Genomic DNA, 23,537 nt, shown 5'->3' with positions numbered 1-23,537 from the left:
CGCGCGCCAGATGCGCGGGGCTTATATGCAGGGTCTTGCAAATAGTAAAGATCGGTGGAAGGAACGCGGCCATGGAATTCGGATTCAGCTCGGATCAGGAACAGCTCAAGGCCCAGGTGCGGCGCTTCCTCGACTCGGAGTGTCCGCTCGAGCGCGTGCGCACGATCATGGCGTCGAAAGAGCCGCACGACACCGGTCTGTGGAAGAAGATGGCCGAGCTCGGCTGGCCCGCGCTGACGATTCCGGAAGAATTCGGCGGCCTCGGTCGCTCATGGGAAGACCTCGTGATCCTGGCCGAAGAAGCGGGACGCTCGCTCTGTCCGTCGCCGATCCTCGCGAATGCGGCCGCGGCGCGCGCCATCGCCGCGCTTGGCTCCGTCGAGCAGCAGGAGAAGTGGCTGCCGCAGATCGCTTCGGGCGAGCTCATCGCATCGCTCGCCGTGCTCGAAGAGAGCGACGACCTGACGCAGGCAGGTGTCGAGGCGACGGCGATCGATTCGGTCCTCACAGGGAGGAAGATGTTCGTTCCGTGGGGACAGGCGGTCGATCTGCTGCTGATCGCCGTGCGTGAGGAAGAAGGCATCAGCCTTTACGCGGTACCGAGCGATGCCGAGGGCATCACGGTTACGCCGCTTCGCATGATCGATGCGACATCGCGGGCGGCCGAGGTCGTGCTCGACGGCGTTCGCGTAAGCGATTCTCAGCGGCTCGGCGGCGCGGGCACGGTCTGGCGCGAGCTCGAGAAGGTGCTCGACGCCGCAACCGTTGCGCTCGCGGCCGAAATGGTCGGCGCCGCGGATGCGGCGCTGCGGCTTGCGACCGAGTACGCCAAGGTGCGCAAGCAGTTCGGCCAGTACATCGGGAAATTTCAGGGCGTCAAGCACCGGCTCGCCGAGATCTTCGTCGACGTCGAATCGGCAAGATCGCTCGTCTATTTTGCATCCTGGGCCGTCGACAACGTTCCCGATGCGCGCGCGCACGTCTCGATGGCCAAGGCGTACGCTTCGATCGCGCTCGATCGCGCGGGCGAAGACGGAATCCAGATCCACGGCGCGGTTGGTTTTACGTGGGAATGCGACGCGCACCTCTACTACAAGCGCGGCAGGTACTGCCGCAGCGTCGACGGCAGCGTCGAATACCATCACGAACGGCTGCTTACGGTGCAGGGGCTCTGACATGGACTTCACGTTCTCCGAACAGGAAGAAGCGTTCCGCCGCGAAGTGCGCGAGTTCCTCGCCAAGCAGAATCCGAGCGGCGACAAAGGCGCGGGTGGTGACGACATCGAGTCGGCGATGGATCGCCTGCCGAAGCTGCTCGCCTGGAACCAGGCGCTTCACGAGAAGGGCTGGGTCGGATTTTCGTGGCCGAAGGAAGTCGGTGGCGGAGGCGGCGGCCTCGTCGAGCAGATGATCCTCAAGCAGGAGTGCGGGAACGCTCGCGCACCGATGCTCGGGCTTTCGTACATGGGTCTTGCGTGGGTAGGGCCCGGCATCATCAAGTATGGCACCGAAGAACAGAAGCAGCGCTACATCCCTCCGATTCTGAGGGCCGAGGAACACTGGTGCACGGGCTACTCGGAGCCCGGCTCCGGAAGCGATCTTGCGTCGCTTCAGTGCAAGGCCGTACGCGACGGCGACCACTACGTGATCACCGGCCAGAAGATCTGGACGTCGCTCGCGATGTGGGCGCAGTGGATGATCCTGCTGGTTCGCACCGATTCGAGCGGATCCAAGCACCAGGGCATCACGTGCGTGCTGGTGCCGATGAATTCTCCCGGCATCGAAGTAAAGCCGATCAAGACGATGAACGGAGAGACACCGTTTGCCGAGGTGTTCTTCAACGACGTGCGCGTGCCGGTCGCGAACCGGCTCGGCGCCGAAGGCCAGGGCTGGGACGTCACCAAGCACGCGCTCGCCAACGAGCGCAGCTCGATCGCCGAAGTCACGGCGATGGTGCATGCGCTCGAGGACCTGAAAGATCTCGCGAAGCGCTGCCGGCGCAGCGGCCGCGCGGCGATCGAGGATCCGTTCGTGCGCCAGCGGCTCGCGCGCATGGAGACGATGATCGAGGCGATGCGTCTTACTGGCCTTCGGTTTCTCACGCGGCAGCTTCGCGGCGAGGAAGTCGGTGCGGAGACGTCCGTCAACAAGCTGCTTCGCGCGGAGCTCGAGGTCGAGATCGGGCGGCTTGCGCTCGAGATCGAAGGCCGCTTCGGCGGGCTCGCAAAGAATTCACCCCGCGTCGTCGACAAGGGGCGCTGGCAGCACCAGATGCTGTCGTGGCCTGCCTACGTGATCGGCGGCGGGACGCCGAATATCCAGAAGAACGTGATCGCCGAGAGGCTTCTTGGATTGCCGCACGATGTCTGAGCTCGCGAGGTCGTCGCGGATGTCCGTATCGCGCGCCGGGGCGGGGGCGTGCGCGTACGCTTCGATTCGCTTCGCTCATAGGCGCGTCCGCGCACGCCCCCGCCCCGGCGCGCTCCAAAACGGCGTCAGTTGGATTTGGCGGAGGCTTTCATGACTGGGGCTCAGAAATTCTGGAAGTACGTTGGCGAGAGCAACTTCTACAAGAACATGGGCAAGGTCCATACGCGGCTTTACCGGCTTTCCGGTGGGCGCATCGGACACAAGACCGGCCCCGTCAAGAATCTTCTGCTGACTTCGAAGGGTCGCAAGACCGGTGAGATGCGCACGTGCCCGCTTACGTACTTCGAAGATCGCGGACGCTTCGTGCTGATTGCTTCCAACGGAGGCAATGAGAAGCATCCGGTCTGGTATCTGAATCTGAAGGCGGATCCGCGCGCAACGATCGAGGTCGGGCCGCGCAAGCTCGAGGCCACGGCATCGACTGCCGCCGGCGAAGAGCGCGCGCGACTGTGGAGCGCGGCGGTCCGGATGAATCCGCAGTACGCGGTTTACGAAAGCATCACGTCGCGCGAGATTCCGGTGGTCGTGCTGACGCCGACAGTTTGACCCGGCACGTTCAACTTACGTTTTTTTTCCAACAGGAGATCATCGATGGGCACTGCATACATCATCGACGCCGTTCGTACCCCGCGCGGCAAAGGCAAGGCGACCGGCTCGCTCGCCGGGCTTCATCCGCACCAGCTTCTCGGCACGTGCCTGAAGGCGCTCGTCGATCGCAACGGATTCGATCCGAAAGACGTCGAAGACGTCGTTGCCGGATGCGTCACGCCGGTCGGCGAGCAGGGCGGCGTCGTTTCGCGGTTTGCCGTCCTCGACGCCGGCTGGCCGAACGAAGTGACGGGCGTGCAGCTCAACCGCTATTGCGGATCCGGACAGCAGGCCGTCAACTTCGCGCTGATGGGCGCCGCTTCCGGTATGCAGGATCTGGTCGTCGGCGGCGGAGTAGAGCAGATGTCGCGGCTTCCGATGGGTGCCGACAAGTCGGGTCTCGACGCGCACAACCGTCATCTGCGCGAACAGCATCCGCTTGTTCCGCAGGGCATCTCGGCCGATCTGATCGCCGCGCGCGAAGGCTTCACGCGCGAAGACTGCGACCGGTTCGGGGTGCGCAGCCAGCAGAACGCGAAGCGCGCGCAGGACGAGAACCGCTTCTCGAAAAGCCTGCTCCCGGTTCGCGACTACGAAGGCAACCTCGTGTGCGACCGCGACGAGTTCCCGCGCCCGGAGACCACGCTCGAAGGCCTCGGAAAGCTGCCGCCGTCGTTCGCCGACATGGGCGGCTATGTGCAGAAGGGCGACACGCTGTCGTTCGACGACAAGGCCAGGCACGTCTACCCGAACGTGAAGTCGATCCCGCACGTCCACACCGCCGGCAACTCGAGCGGCATCGTCGACGGCGCGTCGGCGATCCTCGTCGCGTCGGAGAAGTACGTGAAGGACCACGCTCTCACGCCGCGCGCCAGAGTCATCTCGATGGCCACGATCGGCGACGAGCCGGTCATTATGCTGACTGCCCCCGCGCCCGCATCCGAGCGAGCGCTGAAGAAGGCCGGCATGACGTGGAAGGACATCGACCTGTTCGAGGTCAACGAAGCGTTCGCCGCCGTCGTCCTCAAGTTCATCAAGGAGAGCGGAGTCGATCCCGACAAGATCAATGTCAACGGCGGCGCGATCGCCCTCGGTCATCCCCTCGGAGCCACCGGCGGCATGCTGATCGGCACCGCCCTCGACGAGCTCGAGCGCACCGACAAGCAAACCGCCCTGATCACGATGTGCATCGGCGGCGGCATGGGCATCGCCACCATCATCGAGCGCTGCTGAAAAAAGGGGACAGGTACATTTAAAAAAACCCAGGAAAGTCGCGGACTGTCTGGCGGCGACTTTCCCGGGGTTGGATGAACGGGGCAGGTACATTTTTCTGTACCTGTCCCCTTCGTCGTTCAGACCGCCCGCACCTGGTAGCCGGCGCGCGGGAAGTGCACTGCGACGCGGCCCACGGCCGGGTCCTCGCGCTCGATCACCATCTCGTGCGCGCGCAGGCAGATGAGCTTGCCGACGAACACGTCGGTCGGAAGATCGTCCGAGCAGATGCCGACGCGCATTCCCTTCCGGAGTCCCGACGGGTCATCGTCGAGCGAGCTGTCGATGTCCTCCGGTTCTCCGCTGCGTGCGATTTCCATCGCTTCGTCGCCGGACATCGAAACCGGCGTCCCGCTGCCCATCGCTTCGACACGGCCGAACCAGTCGGCGAGGCTCGGCTTCGAGTAGATGATGCCCGCCGACGCCTGGTCGCTGCGCACGAACCACAGCGTGTGAAACACCGCCGCGTCCGCAACGCTGAACGCATCGCCGAGAACGAACGCGTTCTTCGACAGCGATGCGTCGAGCATCGCACACGCCGAGGCGAGCGCACCGCGCGATCCCGGTACCGCCGACTTCAGCACTTCCATGCTGAGCTGCGGCGACATCTTGCGCCGGTCGTCGAACAGCTCCTTGGGGATCACCTCGGCCATCGCCGTGAACACCAGCGGCACAGTCGAGAAGAACAGCGTCTTGTCGGCCCACATCGCCATGCCTTCGGCGGCGGCGGCCTTGCCGTCCGGGTAGATCGACGGCTCGGGACTCAGCTGGTCGATCTTTCGCGCGATCAGCGCGCTGTCACAGTAAATGTCCGCGCCGATCTGCAGCACGGGGATGCGGCGGTAGCCGCCGGTCATCGGCGTAAGATGCGGCTTCGGCATCCACGCCGGCTGGTCGACCTCGCGGTATTCGAGGTTTTTCAGCGCGAAGATCTTGCGGATCTTCTCGGAGAACGGGGACATCGCGTACTGGTGGAAGATGATTTCGGGCATGGGCGGGTTGTAGCGAGGGGGCAGGGGTCAGCCAAGGGAGACGTCGGGAATGAATCGACGGCTGAAAACAGAACGTGTATGCAGAAGAAGCATCAGCGAAAGACGACGGGACCCAACCGAAGAGACCTCACATGGACGGAATCCACGACCTCGGCGGAATGAACGGCTTCGGCCCGGTAGAAATCGAACGCGACGAGCCCGTCTTCCACGAACCCTGGGAAGCTCTGGCCTTCGCGCTGAACATCTTCAGCATCGCCGAGCTGCGCGCGTACAACCCTGACGAGTACCGCCACGCGGTCGAGCGCATGGATCCCGCGCACTACCTCCAGGCAACCTACTATGAGCGCGTGCTGACGGCGGTCGCGACGATCCTCGTCGAGAAAGGCGTGCTCACGCACGCCGACCTCGAAGCGCGCGCAGGAAAGCCATTTCCTCTGTCACGCCCCGTAGCCGACAAGCCGACTGCAGAGCTCGATGCGCAGTCGCAGGCCCGCTTTCACGTCGGCGACGACGTCGTCGTCCGTAACGTGCATCCGGCCGGTCACACCCGCGCACCGCGCTACGTTCGCGGAAAGCGCGGCACCGTCGTCCACGTCGCACCGGCATTCTCGTTTCCGGATGCCTCCGCTCATGGGCAGCCGCGCCGAAAAGAGCACACGTACCACGTCGAATTCGCGGCGCACGAGCTCTGGACCGACGCGGGCGGCAGCAATCAAACCGTCGTCGTCGACCTGTGGGACGCGTATCTGGAGCGTGCATGAGCAATCGCAACCGCCAGGAACCGGCGCCCCCGGCCGCAAGAGCCCAAGCGGTCGTCGAAGCGCTTACCGAAAAGAAACTCATCCCCAATGGCTTCCTCGATGCGGTTACAATGACCGCTACGGAGATGTGGAGCCCGCGAAACGGCGCGCGCGTCGTTGCGAAGGCGTGGGTCGACGCCGAGTACCGAAAGCGCCTGCTCACCGACGGCACCGCGGCGTGCGCCGAGCTCGGCTATTCAGGTCCCGAAGGCGAGTACATCGTCGTCCTCGAGGACACGCCGAAACTCCACAACGTCATCGTCTGCACGCAATGCTCGTGCACCGCGTGGCCGGTGCTCGGGCTTCCTCCCGACTGGTACAAAAGCCCCGAGTATCGTGCGCGCGTCGTGCGCGAGCCGCGGCCGCTGCTCCGCGAGATGGGCCTCGATCTTCCCGAGAGCGTCGCGATCCGTGTCTGGGACACCACCGCGGAGACCCGCTATATGGTGCTTCCGCTTCGGCCGCCGGGCACCGACGGGTGGAGCGAGGAGAGACTGGCCGAGCTCGTTACGCGTGAAGCAATGATTGGCGTCGCCCTCGTAGAGCGCGGATAGCGAACCGACGAACGCGGCTCAATCAGCACCGATCTGACGCCCCGCCGATGCGCGTCTCAGCTCGGCGCCTCGATCGTTCCGCGAAAGCCGCCCGTCGCAGCACCGCTGTCTTCGATGAAAATCTTGAAGCGCTCCAGATCACCGACGACTCTCTGGCGCACGATCCCGAGCATATCGCCGATATTCTCGATCATGCCTTCCGGGACGTAGGAGAGCTGAAGAGTCACCCGGCAGCGTTCGTCGGCGAGGCGGTGAAACGTGACGACACCGGCGTTGGCCGAACCGCTCGTGCTCGTCCATGCGATGCGCTTGTCGGGTGTCTGCTCGGTGATCCTGGCGGTCCACTCTCTGGTCTCCTCTCCGATGTCGATCTTCCATCGGAGATTGGAATCGTCGATCTGCTCAACCGACTTCACCCCAAGCATGAAGACGGGGAACTTCTCGAACTGGGTCCACTGGTTGTAGGCGGTGCGCACGGGCACCTCGACGTCGACTGCCTCGAGAATCTCGGAATTGGCACTGGTCATGGTCTGTCTCCCTCTTTGGGTTCGGCTCCATTTGGCCGACCACTGTCCGGAGCAGACACGAATTGACCGCTCGGTGGCACGAGCCTACTCCGGTGCAACCGTCCTGCGATAGACCGCACTACTACGCATGTCACCGGTTCTGGTTTACAGTGCGCGAGGACAAAGCCCATGCCCATCGACTACATCTCCCGCACGCGTGAGCTCTACAGCCCGCTCCCGCCCTACCGCTGGACCGACAACCGCGATGCGCCGGTGCCGTGGACCCCGCTGACGAAGCCGCTGAGTGACTGCCGCGTCGCGCTCGTCGCGAGCGGCGGCATCCACCTCGACACCCAGCCGCCGTTCCACTTCAAGGACGACACGTCCATCCGCATCATCCCGACGAGCGCCGAAACGTCGCGCGTGCGGATCGCGCACTTCGGCTATCCGACGTCCGATGCCGAGAAAGACCCGAACTGCGTGTTTCCTCTCGACGTGCTTCGGGAGATGGTGAAGGACGGTACGATCAAGGAGCTCGCGCCCGACGCCGTCACGTGCATGGGCGGCATCTACTCGCAGCGTCGCGTCGAAGAGGAGCTGATTCCGCCCGTCGTCGACAAGATCAAGCAGCAGAACGTCGACCTGTGTTACCTGGTGCCTGCTTGACCCGTCTGTCACCAGACCGTCGGTCTGGTCGCGCGCGCAATCGAAGAGGCAGGTGTTCCGACACTTACGATGAGCGTCGGAATGGACATCACTGCACAGGTGCGACCTCCGCGAACCGCGTTCCTCGACTATCCTATGGGCAATGAGATCGGGCGCCCGAACCGTCCGGATGAGCAGGGGCAGATCGTACGAAGCGCGTTTGCCGCGCTCGCGCAGATGACGGAGCCGGGCACGATCGTCGATCTAGGGTTCCGACTCGACGCGGAGTCGCCGGAAGGAAAGCCATGGCGGGACTGGGTCTACACGAAAGAATTCCGGCGCTATCATATGAAGACGCGCGACGGGGAACGGCCGGCGTAGCACCTCGAAGCGCGAAGGCGCTTCGATGAACCGCAATCTCCTGCGCGCCTTCGCCGTCCTGTTCGCGCTCCTCGCCCTCTCGAACTTCACGAAAGTCCTCGAGCTCAAGCCCGAGCACGGCTTCGTGTTTCTCGGCCGCCGTCTTCGCGGCACGCCCGATCTTCTGGTCGCACCGCTGTTCGGCACATACCTCGCGACCTACGCGTACGGCTTGTGGAACGCGCGGCGCTTCGCGCTGCCGATGGGGATTCTCTACGCGGGCTGGGTGCCGCTGAATATGTACCTGTTCACGATCCGGTCGCCGGAAGAGCTCGGCAGGAACTCGCTGTTCGGCGTCACGTACATGATCATTGCGACGGCGGTGAGCGTGGGCGCGATGGTGCTGCTGCTGAGGAGCGCGAACGAGCTGAAATAGGGACAGGTACAATTAAGATTTCGCAGCAAATTCACGCCAGCCTTTCTGCGCCGCGCGAATTCATTGACGATTTTTAAATGTACCTGTCCCTATTTTCAGACGCTCAGCAGCTCACGCACGACGATGAAGTAGCTGTTCATCTCTTTGCCGCCTTTCACGGCTGATCCGATGAAGACCTCGGACGCGACCCGGCGCATGTAATCGAGCATGTTGCCGTAGATGAACCGCGAGATGCCGCCTTCGTTTCCTCGCACCGGCGGCCAGGCGGGAAGCGTCGCGGACGGCACCTGCGTGTAGTCGAAGGCGGCGCCGCCGAGATGCGCGTCCGGCGTATCGTGAAGCACGTAGTAGCCGGGACCGATCCACGGGCGGATCTTGGTTTCGTTGTAGCCCCAGGCGACGTCGCCCGAGTCCTCGGGACGGAAGCAGATCTTCTGGAATTCGGTGAACGCCGGCAGCGAGTTCTTTCCGTGGAAGATGACCGGCCGGCGGGCCGGATAGTCGTGAGGGACCATCTCGTCGGTGCGGACTCGCGGCGCGCCGACGACGGCTCGCCACAGCTCACCCTGCAAGCTCCCGCCGTGCATGCCGCGGACTGCGCGGATTCTGTCTTCGAGGCTCAGGCCGTCCAGAAAAGAAGCAATTTCGCCCGGATCGGGCAGCGCTCGCGTAACGAGTTCCTTGAGAGTGGCCTCGGGCTGTGACATCAACGGCCTCCTGCGTGCGATCGCGGCTCGTGCGGAGCGCGGCCGGGATCATAGCAGCGGACGTGCCGGGGGCAACGACGCCGCGGCGCGCAAAATGAAGAGGACCGGACGTGCTCGGCAACACCTCGATGCGAATTCTCAAACACGCTGTAGCGGTCATGCGGCCGCGCGGCGGTGTATTCGACATCGACGTCGACGACGACGTGCTGCGCTCGATGGCCGGCTTCCTCGAATATCTTCCGACCACCACTCGCCTGGGTTTTCCACTCGGACTTCGCCTTCTCGAGTACGGTCCGTTCCTTTTCCGTGAGGGCTTCCGCACGTTCTCGTCGATGGACGAGGAGACGGCGGCTCGCTACATCCATCACTGGGAGCGCGCGGGCAGCGCGCTCTCGCTTCTTTATCAGGGCGTCCGCGCGCTGGTGTTCGTGTGCTTCTACCAGCACCCGAAAATCCTCGAAGCGATGGAAGTCGACTGGCAGGGCAGGGCGGACGAGCGCGTGAAGTTCCGTGCGCGCGTGATGCGCGAGAAGATCCTGCGCGAAGCGGCAGCGGCCGAAGCCGCGCGCACCAGCCAGCGCGCCGAACAGAACGAACAAAGCACGCCGGTTTCGGCAGGCGGCGTGTCGTGAACGCGATGCCGCTTCCCGCCGATCACGTCCACGACGAAACTCCGCCGGAGTTCCACCTCGAATACCCGAACGTCGAAGACGGCCGCTTCCTCGGCAGCGACCCGAAGCGGCGCCGTTATGTGACCGACGTCGTCGTGGTCGGAACCGGCGCCGGCGGTGCACCGGCTGCTGCGCAGCTTCGCGATGCCGGTTACGATGTGGTGCTGCTTGAGGAAGGCGGGCTCCACCGTACCGAGTCGTTCCGCACCGATCCGATCTCGTCGCTGCAGCGCCTCTACCGCGACGCCGGCACCAGCTCGATCATGGGCCGCCCACCGATCCTTTTCGCCGAAGGACGCTGCGTCGGCGGATCGACGACGATCAACGGCGGCATGTCGTGGCCCACTCCCGAGCATGTGCTCGCGCAGTGGAGCGAAGACTTCCGCATCGAAGCAACCGACGCGCGGTCCATGGCGCCGTACTTCGAGCGCGCGCAGCAGATCCTGCACGTCGAGTATCAGAACAAGGACACGCTCGGACGAAACGACGAGCTGTTCGTCGCCGGTGCAAAGAAGCTCGGCTGGCGCGTCGAGGACAACCCGCGCGACATGCATCGCTGCGTCGGCCTCAACAATTGCGGCTTCGGCTGTCCGACCGGCGCGAAGCGCTCGATGCTCGTCACCGAAATTCCGCGCACGCTCGCCAAAGGCACGCACCTGCTCACGTACGCAAAGGTCAAGCGCGTGCTGTTTCGCGGCAGCCAGGCGGTCGGCGTGCGCGGCCATTTCGTCGACGAGCGCGGCCGTCGCAAGAACGAAGCCGGCGTCAAGCTCGGCGAGTTCGAAATCTTCGCCGATCTCGTCGTGCTCGCCGCCGGTGCGCGCCAGACGCCGGCGATCCTGATGCGCAGCGGAGTCTTCGGCGGCCAGGTCGGACGCGGGCTGCACACGCATCCGAACGCAAAAGTCGTCGGCGTGTTCGAGGATCGCGTCAATCCGTGGGTCGGAGCGCATCAGGCGCACCAGATCCATCAGTTTCTCGACGACGGAATCCTGCTTGCCTATGCGGGCGTGCCGCCGGGAATCCTGGCGACCGGCATTCCGGGCTTCGGGCGCGAGCACGCCGAGCGCATGGCGCTGTACAACTACATGATGACGGCCGGCTGCCTGATCGAAGACACCGGCGTCGGCCGCGTCGGCCTCGGTCCCGACCTCGAGCCGTGGATGAGCTTCCGGCTCTCGCCGCGCGACGTCGAGACCATCCACCGCGGCGTGCGCATGTCGGCCGAGCAGATGTTTGCGGCCGGTGCCAAAGCGGTGCTGCTGCCGTTCGGCGACCTTGCCGAGCTGAAGAGCGCCGACGAGCTGCGCCGCATCGACTCGCGGCCGCGCAAGCGCCACAACATCGAGCTGATGACGGTGCACATCATGAGCAGCGCCCGCATGTCGCGCGACCGCAAGGGCGGCGTCGTCGATGCGTGGGGCCGCGTGCATGGCCTCGGCGGGCTCGTCATCGCCGACGCGAGCATCATCCCGTCTTCGATCGGCGTGAATCCGATGGAAACGATCGTCGCGCTGTCGCTGCGCTGCTCGGAGCGCTGGGCCGACGATCTCGCGCGTGCGCGCGGTTCGCTTGCCGCGGCCGCCGCCGGCGCCTGAACGACCCCCGGAGGTTCCGTGGCTCCACTTTCCAGGTCTGACGCCGATCTTGTTCCCGACGTGCATCCGGTGCGTCGCATCATGCCGTTCGTGATGCCGTCGCGAAATGAATCCTCGGTGTTCTTCGGCGACCAGGTGTTTGCCGCGCCGGCGATCGAGTTCCTCGCGCGTCTGAACGCCAAGCGGCCGCCGGAGCGGCCGGCATCCGTGTTTCACATGGTGCTGCGGTCGCTTGCGATGTGCATTCACGACCGGCCGCGCGTCAACCGTTTCGTTGCGGGCGGCCGCTACTGGCAGCGCCGCGGCGTGTGGCTGTCGTTCTCCGGCAAGCGCGGCATGAGCGACGACGCGCCCATCTACACCGCGAAGCGAAATTTTCCGAAGGACGAGACGTTCGAGGAGATGGTCGACTCGCTGTGGGATACGCAGCTCATGGGCCGCTCCGGCAAGGAATCCGACACCGATCGTGAGATCAGCCTTCTGCTGAAGATGCCGCCGTTCGTTCTCGCCCGCGTCGTCCGGATCGGCCGCTGGCTCAACGAACGCAATCTTTTTCCGAAGGCGATGATCGACAACGATCCGCTGTTCGCGACCGCGTTCGTCGCCAATCTGGGCAGCGTCGGCCTCGACGCGTGCTATCATCACAACTACGACTACGGGACGATTCCCGTGTTCCTGACGATCGGCCTTCTCAAGAAAGTGCCGGTCGTCAACGACGCCGGCGAGATCGTGGCGGCAGACGTGTTCGACCTGAAGTACACGTACGACGAGCGCACCGAGGACGGATTCTATGTCTCGCGCGGTCTGGCATTGATCCGGCACCGCCTCGAGCACCCCGAACAGCTGTAGCCTCGGATCGGGCAGGCTCAAATTTTCAGCGGAAAATTAAATGTACCTGTCCCCTTTTTCGTTTCTGGAGTGATCGATGGCCGGCATTGTCTCGTTCGGAACCTATGTCCCGTTTCACCGTATTGTGCGCAAGACCATCGGCGCGGCACTCGGCACCGCGGGCGGCAAGGGCGAGCGCGCGGTGGCGGCGTATGACGAGGACGCGGTCACGCTCGCGGTCGAAGCGGCACGCGACTGCATTCGCGGCCACGACGGGGCGAGCATCCGCAGCCTGACGCTGGCGACGACCGATCCGCCGTACATCGAGAAGCTCAACGCCGCGACCGTCCATGCGGCGCTCGACCTGCCGCCTTCGGTGCGAGCGCTCGACATCGCGTGCTCGCTGCGCGCCGGCCTCGGCTCGATGATCGGCGCGTACGAATCGGCCATGGCTTCGGCGCCGGCAGGAACGGCGCTCGCGACGATGGGCGATATTCGCATCGGAGCTCCCGAGGGTTCGGCCGAGCAGGGCGGTGGGGACGCGGGAGCAGCCTTCCTGTTCGGCTCGAGCGGTGTGATTGCCGAGGTCGTCGCGACGTACTCGGAGACGATGGAGTTCCTCAGCAGCTGGCGGCTTCCGGGCGAGCGGTTCTCCAAGTCGTGGGAAGAACGCTTCTCGCTGACGCAGGGATGGGGGCCGCTGCTCGCGAGTGCGGCGAAGAATCTGCTGAAGACGGCGGGCGTTGCTCCGGCCGACATCGCGCACGTCATCGTCGACGCGCCCAACGCGCGGGCGTCGGCCGCGTTCATCGCGCAGGCCGGACTGAAGCCCGAGCAGGTCGTCGACGCGCGACTCGATACGATCGGCCACGCCGGCGCGGCGCAGGTCGGGCTCATGCTCGCGACCGCGCTCGAGAACGCGAAGGCCGGCGAATGGATTGCCGTGTTCTCGGCGTCCGACGGCGTCGATGCGATGATGCTGCGCGTGACCGACGCGATCGCCAGCCGCAACGCCGCGCGCACAGTGGATCAGTGGGTCGCGTCGAAGCGCGCCGACCTTCCGTACACGCGTTTTCTCAAATGGCGCGGCACGCTCGAGACCGAGCCGCCGCGGCGCCCCGATCCGCAGCGCCCGGCCGGCCCGCCGTCGCTGCGGTCGCACCGCTGGAAATACGCGCTGGTCGGCAGTGAGTGCACGGCATGTGGGACGCGGCATCTCCCACCCCAGGAGGTGTGCGTCCAGTGCCGCGCGTCGCATCAGATGCGCGAGGTCGGGTTCTCGGACGGAACGGCGGTCATCAAGACGTTTGCGGTCGATCGACTCGCATTCACGCCGCAACCGCCGATGGTGGTCGCGGTGATCGACTTCGAAGGCGGAGGGCGCGTGCAGAGCGAGCTGACCGACGTCGAGCCGGAAAAGGTCGCGATCGGCGATCCGCTCGAGATGACGTTCCGCCGGTTGTTTACAGCCGACGGCATTCATAACTATTTCTGGAAAGCGCGCCCCGCGCGGTGATACGAGAAAAGCGACAGGTCGAATTTTCCAGCGAAAATTTAAATGTACCTGTCCCCTTTTTGAAAGGAGAGCGAAATGGCGAGCAATGGAATTCGCGACCGGGTGGCGATCGTCGGGATGGGATGCACGTCGTTCGGCGAGCACTGGACGCGCAGCCTCGATGATCTCCTGATCGAAGCGGCCGAATCCGCGTATGCGTCCGCCGGGATCGATGCGGACAAGGTCGATGCGTACTGGCTCGGGACCATGGGCAACCTGTCGGGCCTTACGCTCTCCGAGCCTCTCAAGATCCAGTACAAGCCGGTCACGCACGTCGAGAATTACTGTGCGACCGGAAGCGAGGCACTGCGCAACGCGTGCTATGCGGTGGCATCGGGCGCGTACGACTGCGTGATGGCGATCGGTGTCGAGAAGCTGAAAGACTCGGGCTTTTCCGGCCTCGTCGTGACTCCGCCGCCGAGCGACGGCACCTCTCCGGCGATGACGGCGCCTGCGTCGTTCTCGCTGCTCGCGCCCGCCTATTTCAAGAAGTACGGGCTCGACGAGGAGACCGGCAAGGAAGTTCTCTCGCGCATCGCGTTCAAGAACCACGCGAACGGCGCGAAAAACCCGAAGGCGCAGTTCCGCAAGGAGGTTCCGCTCGAGCAGATCCGCTCGTCGCCGCGCGTGGCCGATCCGCTCGGGATCATGGACTGCTCGGGCGTAAGCGACGGCTCGGCGGCAGCGATCGTCGTGCGCGCCGAAGACGCGCACAAGTACACGGACAAGCCGATTTTCATCAAGGCGCTGTCGTTCATCGCCGGGCCGGCGGCCGGGCCGCTGTCGCAGGACTACGATTTCACGACGTTCCCCGAGGTCGTCGCGTCGGCGCGCGACGCGTATGCGCAGGCCGGCGTGACGAGGCCGGCCGAGGAGATCTCGATGGCCGAGGTGCACGACTGCTTCACGCCGACCGAGCTCGTGCTCTACGAGGATCTCGGTTTCGCCGAGCGCGGCGGCGCGTGGCGCGACGTGCTTGCCGGTGCGTTCGATCTCGGCGGCCGCCTGCCGGTCAACCCGGACGGAGGTCTCAAGTCCTTCGGCCACCCGATCGGCGCCTCCGGACTCCGGATGATGTACGAAATGTGGCTGCAGCTTCGCGGTGAAGCGGGCCCGCGCCAGATCCCGAGCCCGAAACTCGGACTGACGCACAACCTCGGCGGCGCACCCGGACGCTGTGTCAGCTTTGTCTCGGTTGTCGGCCTTTAGACGTTCTCCCTGCCCTCCAGCCAGGGATCGCTGCACTCAAAACGCAAAGACCCCTTGTTCCCCTGTCCGGAGCGACCCTTAATGACGTGGGGGGTCGTGCCACGGGCGCGGCCTTTCGTGTTTTTGACGCTCTAATGGAGGTGCCGGTGGCGACCCGTGAGGATCCTGTAAGTCTGTTCGTCGACCTCGTGAGCCGCGCCGACGAGGACATCAGTCTTCCGGCCGCCGCGCTCGCGATCGCCCGCATCGCGTATCCAGGTCTCGACATGAATTACTGGCTCGAGGAGATCGCCGAGCTGCGCCAGGATGCCAGGCTTGCGGTCGAGCGTTTCCCGGGCACCGATCCGGTCGAATCGGTGCTCGACGTGATTTTCGAAGACCACGGCTTCGACGGCGATCGCGAGAACTATTACGACCCGCGCAACAGCTTCCTCAACGATGTCCTCGAGCGGCGGCGGGGAATTCCGATCACGCTCTCGCTCGTGGTGCTCGAAGCCGCGCAGGGTGCGGGTGTTCCGATGGTGGGGGTCGGCTTCCCGGGCCACTTCATCGTCTCTCATCCTCCGACCAAGCGGTATTTCGACGTCTTTCGTAAAGGACTGGTTCTCGATCGCAGCGGCCTGCTCGAGCTGCTTCGCCGGCAGGGCCTCGGCTCGGACGCGTGGCGCGACGAGTTTCTCGATCCGGTCAGCCGCGCGCAGATGCTCGCGCGCATGCTCAACAACCTTCGCCGCCATTACACGCAGACCGGAAACGAAACGGCGCTCAGCGCCGTGATCGCGATGTCGCACGGCCTCGAAGCCGCACGCGAGACGAGCTCGGCGTCGTTCGTGCAGTAGAGCGACGAGAGTCGTTCGACCAGTAGAACGACGAGAGTCGTTCGATCAGTAGAACGACGAGAGTCGTTCGTTCAGTAGAGCCGGGACGTCGTTCGGTCAGCGTATCACTGCTTTTCGCGCTACGCTAAGCACCGGAGGAAGCAGCAGTCCGGCGAACAGCCGGAACAGGCGTCGCTGTGAGTCCACCGCGAGGCCGGCGGCTTCGAGCATCGTGCGCATCTCCATCGCGGTCGGCCAGTAGAAGGGCTGCCCGGCCACACGCGACAGCAGTTGCGTCACAGTCCCTATCAGCTCGAAGTCCGGGTTTACGAGCGCGACCAGCAGTCGTCCACCCGGCGCCAGTACGCGACGGCACTCGCGCAGTGCCGCGGCCTGGTCGGGGAACCAGTGAAATGCTTCCGTGCTGGTGATCGCATCGAAGCTGGAGTCGGCGAAAGGAAGCGCAAGAGCACTGGCCCGAACCCAGTCTATGTCGTGACGGCGGCGCGCAGCCTGCTGCAGCATGCCCGCGGAGAAGTCGGCACCCGTCACGTGTGCGATTTCGAGCTCGCGCCGCAGGCGCTCCGTGAGCAGGCCGGTGCCGCAGCCGAGGTCGAGCACACGAGCCGGGCGCTCGCTGCGCAACTCGCTCAGCACGGCGTCGTGGACCGGACGGTAAACGAACCGCTGGATCACGGCTTCGTCATAGAAGCGCGACCATGTATCGAAGAACCAGTCCCTGGGCCCGTCCGTCCCGCTCATGTCTGCACCAGGTCATGGCAAGCCTGACGTTCGAGCTCGCGGCGGATCGAGCGCGTCATCAGGCGTTCGTACAGGTCCGGGAAAAGCCTGTTAAGAAGAGCCGACGTTTTCCCGACCGTTGTCAGAACGAGCAGTCGCTGGTTGCGTGTGGCGCCGCCGAACACCGCATCGGCCACGCTTTCGGGAGTCGCCATCTTTCCGACCGTCGATTGTGCATGCGACGCAGTCCCACCGGTTCCGTCGAGTGCTGCCCGGCTGATGCCCGTTTTCGTGAAGCCCGGGCAGACAATCATCACGTCGACACCGCTGCCGGAAAGCTCCGCCCGAAGCGAGGCGAAGAGCCCGTGCAGCGCGTGCTTGCTTGCCGCGTAGCCGCTGCGCTCATACAGCGGCGCCACGCCGGCAATCGAGCTCGTCACGATGATCATTCCGCGTCGCTCCGAAAGGCTTGCAAGTGCTGCCTTCGTGCAGTGGAGGGAGCCAAAGAAATTCACGTCCATGACTTTGCGGAAAACGCTCACGCTGGTGTCCGCGAAAAGGCTCCGCTGTGTGATGCCGGCATTGTTGATCAGGACGTCCACGCCGCCGTAATGCGCGATGACCGCGGCGATGGTGCGCGCAACGTCGAACTCGTCGGTGATGTCGCACGCAAGGGCCAGGCAGTCCGTACCGCTGCCGGCCAGCCGGCTCGCGAGTGCCGCGAGCGCTTCGGCATCCCTGTCGAGAAGCGCAAGCTGCGCGCCGGAGCGGGCGAAGCGCTCTGCGAGCGCGGCACCGATGCCGCCGGCCGCACCGGTCACCACTACGACCTTGCCGCGGAAGTCACGCTGCGCGCGCATCGTAGTCACCGGAGGAATGGTTCGATCGCGCGTTGACGAAAAACTCGAATGTCTCACGCGTGGTGCGGCGCGGAACGTAGCCGAACTCTTTCTTGAGACGGGAATTGTCGAGGACAGGCCGGTAGCGCAGGAAGCCGACCTGCTCGGGTCCATACTGGGAAAGGCCGAGCCGATGCAGCATCGCGAGCGCGTAACCGAGGAGGGCTGCCGGCAGCGCGACATACGGTTTGTTGAGCAGACGTGCGATCTCGGGCAGCGCGAGCGTGCCGTCACCGGCCAGGTTGTAGATCCCGCTTCCGCCCGCATGGATGGCGTGAAGGATCGCACCGACGACGTCCTGATCCCACACGAGCACGAACGGTGCGGTCGCGCCGCGCACTCCGAACACGACGGCGCGATCGAACATGTCGGTGATCTGGTTGTGCGCATCGGCGCCCAGGATCGTGCCGGACCGAAGGATGAGCTGAACCAGCTCGGGATGACTCTCGCGCCACCGTTCGAGCATCTCCTCGACGAGGCGTTTGTGGTCGGAGTACGCGAATTCGGGGTTTCCACGCAGCGGGTCGTCCTCGCGCAGCAGTCCGGGGTTGTCGGCGTGGTAGCCGTACGCGGCGCCGCTGCTCGTGTAGATGATCTTGCGCACGCCGGCACCGGTGCAGCCGGCCAGGACGTTGCCGGTTCCGGTCACGTCGACGGCGAACTCGAGCTCGCGGGTCATGCCGGCCGGCGGCGTGACGATCGCCGCGAGATGGACGACGAGCTCGATGCCGTGGCGGCGAAATATTTCGGTGAAGTCCGCGGAACGTACGTCGGCCTCCTCGTAAGCCACTCCGGCTCGGCGTTCGCTCTCTTCCGGCAGGCGAATGTCGAGCGCGAGGACCCTTGCGACCGAATGACCTTCCGCGAGCGCGGCAACGACCTGCCGGCCGACGTATCCGGAGGCTCCAGTCACCGCGATGCGGGAGTAGGGCAGTTTTTCCATCGCGGCTATTCTCCCGCCGGCTCCTGATGCATGTCCTTGAAGTACTGGAGTCCCGGTGCGAACAGGTGCGCGGTGGGCTCGACGTCCACGTGAATCACAGAGCAGCGATCCTCCGCGAGGCAGCGACGCAGCGCGGGCTCGAGATCGGCCGGATCGGATATGCGCTCGCCGTAGGCACCCATCGCCATCGCCAGGTGATCCCATTCGATTTCGCCGAGGTCGGTATTGATCGTGCGGCTGCCGTCGGGGCCGAGCGCGGTCGTGAACATTCCGCGTACCGACTGCAGCGCCATCATCTGGTTGATCTTGACCATTCCCCATTGGCGATCGCAGCAGACGAGAAAGACCGGCTTCAGGCCGCAGCGTATGGCCGTTTCGATCTCCTGCATGTGGAACGCCATCGCACCGTCGCCGATGATGCAGTACACCTGCCTATCCGGCCGGGCGACGGCTGCACCGAGCGCCTGACCGACACCCGCGCCGAGATGACTGAAATGGGCGGTCTGCAGCATCGTGTTCGGACTGCGCAGCTCGGTGAAAAAATGTCCCCACACGGCGGTATTGCCGCCATCGAAAACTACGACCGCGTCGTCGTCGAACACTTTGCGGCAAACCGCTGCAACGTGCCCGGTAATCATCGGGGCGGTTCGATTCTCGAGCACGGTATCGAGCGCTGCGCGATCGGCGCGCTTGCCCATGGCGAGCTGCTCGACTGCAACGCGACGCTTCTCGATGTCTCCGGCCGACGGCAACGCGCGAAGCCCGGCGGCAAGCTGCTCGAGGAAACGACGAACATCGGCAAGGATCAGCAGGTCGGCTGGCCGATTGCGGCCGAGGCTGGCATCGTCGATGTCCACCTGGATGAGCTTCTGTCGCGATGGCGGAGCCCAGTACGGCGCTTTTCCCCACCAGTCGGTTTCGCCCAGCTCGGAGCCCAGCACGAGCGCGACGTCGGCGGCGTTGCGCAGCTTGCTCGCCGCCTCGATGTGCGGCATCGGCCAGACGAGCGGCGAAGTTTCCGCCATCACGCCGCGTGCGCTCCAGGATGTCGTCACGGGCGAATGCAGCAGCTCTGCGACCTCGGCCAGCTCGCGGAAGGCCTGCGCGTGGATTACTCCGCCGCCGGCGTGGATCATCGGCAGGCTGGCGGTGGCGAGCATCTGCACGGCGCGCTCGACTTGCGGCTCTGACGCACAGATGGGCTCGGTGCGCCGGTATCCGGCTGTCGCGAGCAGCGGCGTATCGGGCCCCGTCCCGTTGAGAAGGTTTTCCGGAATATCCAGGTGCACGACGCCAGGCCGTCCGCTGTAACTTGCGCGCAGGGCCTGGCGCGTCAGCTCGGCGATGCGCGAAAACGAAGTGACCGTCTGCGACCATTTCGACATTCCGCGGATGACCGCCACGTGATCGAAGCACTGGTACGCACCGCCGCGGTCCGGGTACGTGATGCCGGTACGCCGGGAGCTGGTGAGCAGAAGAACGCGATTGCCTTCGCCGTTTTCCACTGCGACGCCGGAGAGCATGTTGGCCACCCCCGGCCCGTTGCTCGCAATGCAGACGCCGAGTTTTCCGGTGAGCCGGGCATAAGCTCCGGCCATGTGCGCGGCCACCGCTTCGTGGCGCGGAGAGACCATCTCGATCCCGAGCTCCACGCAGTGCGCGAACAGCTGCATGTACGTGCCGTCGATGATGCCGAAGAACTTCTCGACGCCCTCCTGCTTGAGCATCCTGGCGATGATCGCGCCGCCGGTGGTCTCTGGCATTGCCGGATCCTCCTCGCCGCCCGTCGGGTGGCCCGGCCGGACGCGGCGACCTATGCGTCCGCGGCCTGCGTACGCGCAGATGGTCGCCGTAGGAGAAGCATTCGCCGTGCCACCCGGCGCTTCGTCCGGCCGCGGACTGCAGTCGCCGCGCCGGATACCGGTTCCTGCCCGTTCGGACAGACGAATCCGCGGATTCGGCCTGTTGTGCGTTAACGTCGTCGAGGCGAAGTGAGCCGGTCATTCGCACGCACGGGAACATGGGCGTGCGGTTTTCCATTCAGCGGAAACGCATCGCTATGCAAGGGGCCGGCCTGTTGACTCTCCGCACCAATTCCGCGACCAGTTGCGCGACCGCGCGCGGAGTGCGGCAATCCGTTCCGGAGGATCGCCAGTGATCGAATTCGAAGTTCGCGGCAACGTTGCCGTCATCTCCATCAACCGTCCCGAGGCGCGCAATGCCGTCAACGGCGCCGTCGCGAGCGGCATCGAGGCCGCCATCGATCGGCTCGAAGCTGACGAGAGCCTGTGGGTCGGAGTGCTCGCCGGCAAGGGCCCGGTCTTCTGCGCGGGCGCGGACCTGAAGGCGATCAATTCCGGAGATGCGGCCAATCTCGCAACGGCCAAAGGCGGCTTCGCCGGATTCGTCGGGCGCCACCGCGACAAGCCGATCATCGCCGCGGTCGACGGTCCTGCGCTGGCCGGCGGCTGCGAGCTGTGCCTGGCGTGCGACATGATCGTCGCGAGCCGTGAAGCGCGCTTCGGTGTGCCGGAAGTGAAACGCTCGCTCGCGGCCGCCGCCGGCGCGCTGTTCCGGTTGCCGAAAGTGCTGCCGCGCAACGTCGCGAACTGGATGGTCGCGACCGGCGAGCCCATCTCGGCCGTGGACGCCGAGCGTCACGGCATGGTCAACGTGCTTTGCGATCCCGGAAAGGCGGTCGACACGGCGGTCGAGCTTGCCGGACTCATCTGCCAGAACGCGCCGCTCGCCGTGCGCGAGAGCATGCGCGTGATGCGCGAGATGGCGCTCGCCGATGACCAGACCGCATTCCGCCGCTCGAACGAAGCGATGATGAACCTCGCGCAGACCGAGGACTTCTGGGAAGGACCGAAGGCGTTCATCGAAAAGCGTCCTCCGGTCTGGAAAGGCAAGTAGCGGTCAGGTCGCCGCGAGCGCGAGATCGATCAGCCGGAAATCGGGGACAGACACTGATTTTTTACAAATCGGTGTCTGACGCCGATTTCGTCTCGACCCGTTCCCAGTGCAGACATTCGTCGATGCTGCGGCGGACCGGCCGTTTGTACGGCTGCATCGGCCAGCCGATCGGGATCAATGCCGCTGACGGCTGCGACGCAGACAAACCGAGCCATTCGTCAAGCTCGCGATGAAACGCGAGCTGCATGGTCGTAAGACACGCGCCGAGACCGACGGCGCGGCACGCGAGCAGAATGTTCTGGATGGCCGGAAACAGCGCCTGCGTCTGCGGCGCTCCGCGCCTCGTCCACCCCGCGACCACGAGATGCACCGGCACTTCGGCAAAATGCTCGGCCAGCCAGATCGCCGACTCCATGTTGCGCCGTTTGGCCGGCGGATAGTCCGGTGCGCGCGCGGCTTGGATCGCCGGCGCGATGTAGGCCGCGAACGCGTTGCGGTAGCGCTCGGCAATCCATGCACGACGGCCGGCTTCGGTCACGGCGATGAAAATCCACGGCTGCCGGTTGCCGCCGCTCGGCGCGAACGTGCCGGCTTCGCAGACTTTGCGGATGAGCGCAGGCGCGACCGGATCGGGCCGCAGCCGACGGATCGCGCGCGTGGTGCGGATGCCTTCGAGAAGAGGGAGGTCTTCGCCGATCGTATCGATGTCGACGGGCTCGGCCGCCGTCACTGGCAGCTCTCGCGCACCGGTTTTTCGCGATGACAGGCCATCCCGTCGGTCACGCCGCCGGCGATGTACGCGCACGCGTTCTGAATCGCACCGTCGCGCGCGAGGTCGACGGTGGCGGCAGCGACGGTACGGCACTGCGAGCGGCCGTGATACTCCATGCAGACCTCGCACGTGTGCGCGCCGGTCGAAAGGCTGGTCGAGACGACGTAACCGACAACGGCAAGCACGAGAAGCAGACCGACGATTCCTGCGCGGCTCATGGCGGCGCACCATAGCGGCGCGTGCTCTGCGCAGCAACGCCGAGGTTGTCTCCGCTCAACGTCTCGTGCTCGAGCACGAAATCATGGAAGAGCCTGGAGCGTGTTTCGAGCTCGCGTGCCTTTGCAAAAACCACTTCTGCACGCACGGTGTCTCCAGCGTCGCGCATGTCGCTGCCCATTTGCTGCAGCAACATCGCTCCTTCCTCGAGGCTGCGCATGACCTGCCAGAGCATTTCACCAGTGGAGCCCACCACGCCTTCGAGCAGGGCGCTGTCGCTGTAAGCGTGCCCGGTATGGCACCGATACCGGACCATTTTGTCCTCTCTGAGTTTCACCAGAGCGCCATGACAGTCGGGACAGGTGAAAGGCGTCAGCTCGCCGTACGACATGATCCCCTTCTGAAAGGCGCCACCTTCGACTGCGATCGCGAGCTCGGTACCGATGCGTTCGCGCAGTTTGGACCCGGTTGCTGTCGTTGCGGTCTTCGTCGCGACGGCAAGACGGGCGAGCAGAGGACCGATCTCGCTCGCCGGCAGCGAGTGGTCGATCTTTACCTGGGCGAGCGCGCTGAGAGGCATCGACTCGAAACGAGCATCATTGGGTTTCTGGACGACCGTGCAGCCGCCCATCTGCTTGATGCTCCACAAGCCGGACGTTCCATCATCGAGTGCGCCCGACAGGACGACGCCTGTTACCTGCGACCGATAGCCATAGGCCGCGGAACGGAACAGCGCGTCGATCGAAGGACGGAAGCGGTTCTCCTTGGGACCCTTCTTGATGGCAACGGTGCCGGCGTCGAGGAGCAGATGATGATCCGGCGGTGCAACATAGATGCGACCTGCGGCGATGGGTTCGCCGTCTTCGGGATGGCGGGCCGTAAGTGGTCCGGAACGCGAAAGGATCTCGGGCAGAGAGCTGGCCTGGTATGGCGGGATGTGCAGCACGACGAAGACGGCGCCGGGCAGATCCACCGGGAGACCTTTCACGACTTCGCGCAGACTTTCCACGCCGCCGGCCGAAGCACCGATTACTATGATCGCCTGCTGAAACATCATGCCAACCTCCGCGCGATGACATTC

At 64.9% G+C, this 23,537-nt stretch carries 26 protein-coding genes; 16 read left to right on the top strand and 10 right to left on the bottom strand.

The window, feature by feature from the left end; translation table 11 throughout:
- Positions 1 to 71: 71 nt before the first annotated feature.
- The 4 genes from VN634_20135 (at position 72) to VN634_20120 (ending at position 4,251) form a co-directional block, all read left to right on the top strand.
- Complete coding sequence (locus tag VN634_20135) at positions 72 to 1,175, top strand: acyl-CoA dehydrogenase family protein (GenBank protein ID HXC53208.1); 1,104 nt, start codon at positions 72 to 74, stop codon at positions 1,173 to 1,175.
- A gap of 1 nt (position 1,176) precedes the next feature.
- A complete protein-coding gene (locus tag VN634_20130; GenBank protein HXC53207.1) occupies positions 1,177 to 2,370 on the top strand; it encodes an acyl-CoA dehydrogenase family protein in 1,194 nt (397 codons plus the stop codon).
- 150 nt (positions 2,371 to 2,520) lie between these two features.
- Positions 2,521 to 2,976, top strand: a complete 456-nt coding sequence (locus VN634_20125; GenBank protein HXC53206.1) for a nitroreductase family deazaflavin-dependent oxidoreductase — start codon at positions 2,521 to 2,523, stop codon at positions 2,974 to 2,976.
- Between the two features lie 45 nt (positions 2,977 to 3,021).
- The gene (locus tag VN634_20120) at positions 3,022 to 4,251 is read left to right on the top strand and encodes an acetyl-CoA C-acetyltransferase (GenBank protein HXC53205.1); all 1,230 of its coding nucleotides are present in this window, start codon (positions 3,022 to 3,024) and stop codon (positions 4,249 to 4,251) included.
- Positions 4,252 to 4,370: 119 nt separating this feature from the next.
- Here the strand turns inward: VN634_20120 and VN634_20115 are convergent, their stop codons facing one another.
- Positions 4,371 to 5,282 carry a glutathione S-transferase family protein gene (locus VN634_20115; GenBank protein HXC53204.1) on the bottom strand — a complete coding sequence of 304 codons (912 nt, stop codon included), beginning with the start codon at positions 5,280 to 5,282 and terminating at the stop codon, positions 4,371 to 4,373.
- Positions 5,283 to 5,413: 131 nt separating this feature from the next.
- Here VN634_20115 and nthB point away from each other — a divergent pair, with 131 nt between their 5' ends.
- Together nthB and nthA are read left to right on the top strand one after the other, a co-directional pair.
- A complete protein-coding gene (nthB, locus tag VN634_20110) occupies positions 5,414 to 6,043 on the top strand; it encodes a nitrile hydratase subunit beta (GenBank protein HXC53203.1) in 630 nt (209 codons plus the stop codon).
- A complete protein-coding gene (nthA, locus tag VN634_20105) occupies positions 6,040 to 6,636 on the top strand; it encodes a nitrile hydratase subunit alpha (GenBank protein HXC53202.1) in 597 nt (198 codons plus the stop codon). Before nthB ends, nthA begins: the two co-directional genes overlap by 4 nt.
- A 56-nt stretch (positions 6,637 to 6,692) precedes the next feature.
- Here nthA and VN634_20100 read toward each other — a convergent pair whose 3' ends face one another.
- Positions 6,693 to 7,163 carry an SRPBCC family protein gene (locus tag VN634_20100; protein ID HXC53201.1) on the bottom strand — a complete coding sequence of 157 codons (471 nt, stop codon included), beginning with the start codon at positions 7,161 to 7,163 and terminating at the stop codon, positions 6,693 to 6,695.
- Positions 7,164 to 7,331: 168 nt separating this feature from the next.
- Here VN634_20100 and VN634_20095 point away from each other — a divergent pair, with 168 nt between their 5' ends.
- From VN634_20095 to VN634_20085, 3 genes are all read left to right on the top strand, one after another.
- On the top strand, positions 7,332 to 7,808 hold the full coding sequence (locus tag VN634_20095) for a glycine/sarcosine/betaine reductase selenoprotein B family protein (GenBank protein ID HXC53200.1): 477 nt from the start codon (positions 7,332 to 7,334) through the stop codon (positions 7,806 to 7,808).
- Positions 7,809 to 7,889: 81 nt separating this feature from the next.
- Positions 7,890 to 8,168 carry a hypothetical protein gene (locus tag VN634_20090; protein ID HXC53199.1) on the top strand — a complete coding sequence of 93 codons (279 nt, stop codon included), beginning with the start codon at positions 7,890 to 7,892 and terminating at the stop codon, positions 8,166 to 8,168.
- Between the two features lie 25 nt (positions 8,169 to 8,193).
- Entirely contained in the window at positions 8,194 to 8,583 is a 390-nt protein-coding gene (locus VN634_20085; GenBank protein ID HXC53198.1) for a hypothetical protein, read from the top strand.
- Positions 8,584 to 8,678: 95 nt separating this feature from the next.
- Here the strand turns inward: VN634_20085 and VN634_20080 are convergent, their stop codons facing one another.
- Entirely contained in the window at positions 8,679 to 9,290 is a 612-nt protein-coding gene (locus VN634_20080) for a hypothetical protein (GenBank protein ID HXC53197.1), read from the bottom strand.
- A 110-nt stretch (positions 9,291 to 9,400) separates the two neighbouring features.
- Between VN634_20080 and VN634_20075 the strand changes: the two genes are divergently transcribed.
- The 6 genes from VN634_20075 (at position 9,401) to VN634_20050 (ending at position 15,990) form a co-directional block, all read left to right on the top strand.
- Entirely contained in the window at positions 9,401 to 9,922 is a 522-nt protein-coding gene (locus VN634_20075) for a hypothetical protein (GenBank protein ID HXC53196.1), read from the top strand.
- 5 nt (positions 9,923 to 9,927) lie between these two features.
- Positions 9,928 to 11,559 carry a GMC family oxidoreductase gene (locus VN634_20070; GenBank protein ID HXC53195.1) on the top strand — a complete coding sequence of 544 codons (1,632 nt, stop codon included), beginning with the start codon at positions 9,928 to 9,930 and terminating at the stop codon, positions 11,557 to 11,559.
- 18 nt (positions 11,560 to 11,577) lie between these two features.
- Entirely contained in the window at positions 11,578 to 12,408 is an 831-nt protein-coding gene (locus VN634_20065) for a hypothetical protein (GenBank protein ID HXC53194.1), read from the top strand.
- A gap of 76 nt (positions 12,409 to 12,484) precedes the next feature.
- Positions 12,485 to 13,903 (top strand): OB-fold domain-containing protein, encoded by a 1,419-nt coding sequence (locus VN634_20060; protein ID HXC53193.1) that lies wholly within the window; start codon positions 12,485 to 12,487, stop codon positions 13,901 to 13,903.
- Between the two features lie 75 nt (positions 13,904 to 13,978).
- The gene (locus VN634_20055; GenBank protein ID HXC53192.1) at positions 13,979 to 15,151 is read left to right on the top strand and encodes an acetyl-CoA acetyltransferase; all 1,173 of its coding nucleotides are present in this window, start codon (positions 13,979 to 13,981) and stop codon (positions 15,149 to 15,151) included.
- A 146-nt stretch (positions 15,152 to 15,297) separates the two neighbouring features.
- The gene (locus VN634_20050; GenBank protein ID HXC53191.1) at positions 15,298 to 15,990 is read left to right on the top strand and encodes a transglutaminase-like domain-containing protein; all 693 of its coding nucleotides are present in this window, start codon (positions 15,298 to 15,300) and stop codon (positions 15,988 to 15,990) included.
- A 96-nt stretch (positions 15,991 to 16,086) separates the two neighbouring features.
- Here the strand turns inward: VN634_20050 and VN634_20045 are convergent, their stop codons facing one another.
- The 4 genes from VN634_20045 to VN634_20030 are packed head-to-tail and all read right to left on the bottom strand — an operon-like array spanning position 16,087 to position 20,315.
- Positions 16,087 to 16,731 (bottom strand): methyltransferase domain-containing protein, encoded by a 645-nt coding sequence (locus VN634_20045; protein ID HXC53190.1) that lies wholly within the window; start codon positions 16,729 to 16,731, stop codon positions 16,087 to 16,089.
- The gene (locus VN634_20040) at positions 16,728 to 17,570 is read right to left on the bottom strand and encodes an SDR family oxidoreductase (protein ID HXC53189.1); all 843 of its coding nucleotides are present in this window, start codon (positions 17,568 to 17,570) and stop codon (positions 16,728 to 16,730) included. Before VN634_20040 ends, VN634_20045 begins: the two co-directional genes overlap by 4 nt.
- Positions 17,554 to 18,552 carry an SDR family oxidoreductase gene (locus tag VN634_20035; GenBank protein ID HXC53188.1) on the bottom strand — a complete coding sequence of 333 codons (999 nt, stop codon included), beginning with the start codon at positions 18,550 to 18,552 and terminating at the stop codon, positions 17,554 to 17,556. Before VN634_20035 ends, VN634_20040 begins: the two co-directional genes overlap by 17 nt.
- A 5-nt stretch (positions 18,553 to 18,557) precedes the next feature.
- The gene (locus VN634_20030; GenBank protein ID HXC53187.1) at positions 18,558 to 20,315 is read right to left on the bottom strand and encodes a thiamine pyrophosphate-binding protein; all 1,758 of its coding nucleotides are present in this window, start codon (positions 20,313 to 20,315) and stop codon (positions 18,558 to 18,560) included.
- Positions 20,316 to 20,706: 391 nt separating this feature from the next.
- On the opposite strand from VN634_20030, the gene VN634_20025 reads away from it, so the two are divergent.
- A complete protein-coding gene (locus VN634_20025) occupies positions 20,707 to 21,468 on the top strand; it encodes a crotonase/enoyl-CoA hydratase family protein (protein ID HXC53186.1) in 762 nt (253 codons plus the stop codon).
- 61 nt (positions 21,469 to 21,529) lie between these two features.
- Here VN634_20025 and VN634_20020 read toward each other — a convergent pair whose 3' ends face one another.
- Genes VN634_20020 through VN634_20010 form a run of 3 tightly spaced genes read right to left on the bottom strand, consistent with a single transcriptional unit; the run spans position 21,530 to position 23,510 of the window.
- Positions 21,530 to 22,198 carry a nitroreductase family protein gene (locus tag VN634_20020; GenBank protein HXC53185.1) on the bottom strand — a complete coding sequence of 223 codons (669 nt, stop codon included), beginning with the start codon at positions 22,196 to 22,198 and terminating at the stop codon, positions 21,530 to 21,532.
- Positions 22,195 to 22,458: a hypothetical protein gene (locus VN634_20015; protein HXC53184.1), complete on the bottom strand. Its 264-nt coding sequence runs from the start codon at positions 22,456 to 22,458 to the stop codon at positions 22,195 to 22,197. The genes VN634_20020 and VN634_20015 overlap by 4 nt, the downstream gene beginning before the upstream one ends.
- Positions 22,455 to 23,510, bottom strand: coding sequence for a chemotaxis protein CheB (locus VN634_20010; protein HXC53183.1), 1,056 nt, complete (start codon positions 23,508 to 23,510; stop codon positions 22,455 to 22,457). The genes VN634_20015 and VN634_20010 overlap by 4 nt, the downstream gene beginning before the upstream one ends.
- Positions 23,511 to 23,537: the final 27 nt, after the last annotated feature.

It is taken from the genome of Candidatus Limnocylindrales bacterium, from assembly GCA_035571835.1.
Taxonomy (GTDB): Bacteria; Desulfobacterota; Binatia; order UBA1149; family CAITLU01; genus DATNBU01.
The sequence above is the reverse complement of the archived record's forward strand: the minus strand, read 5'-3'. Positions and strand labels throughout refer to the sequence as shown.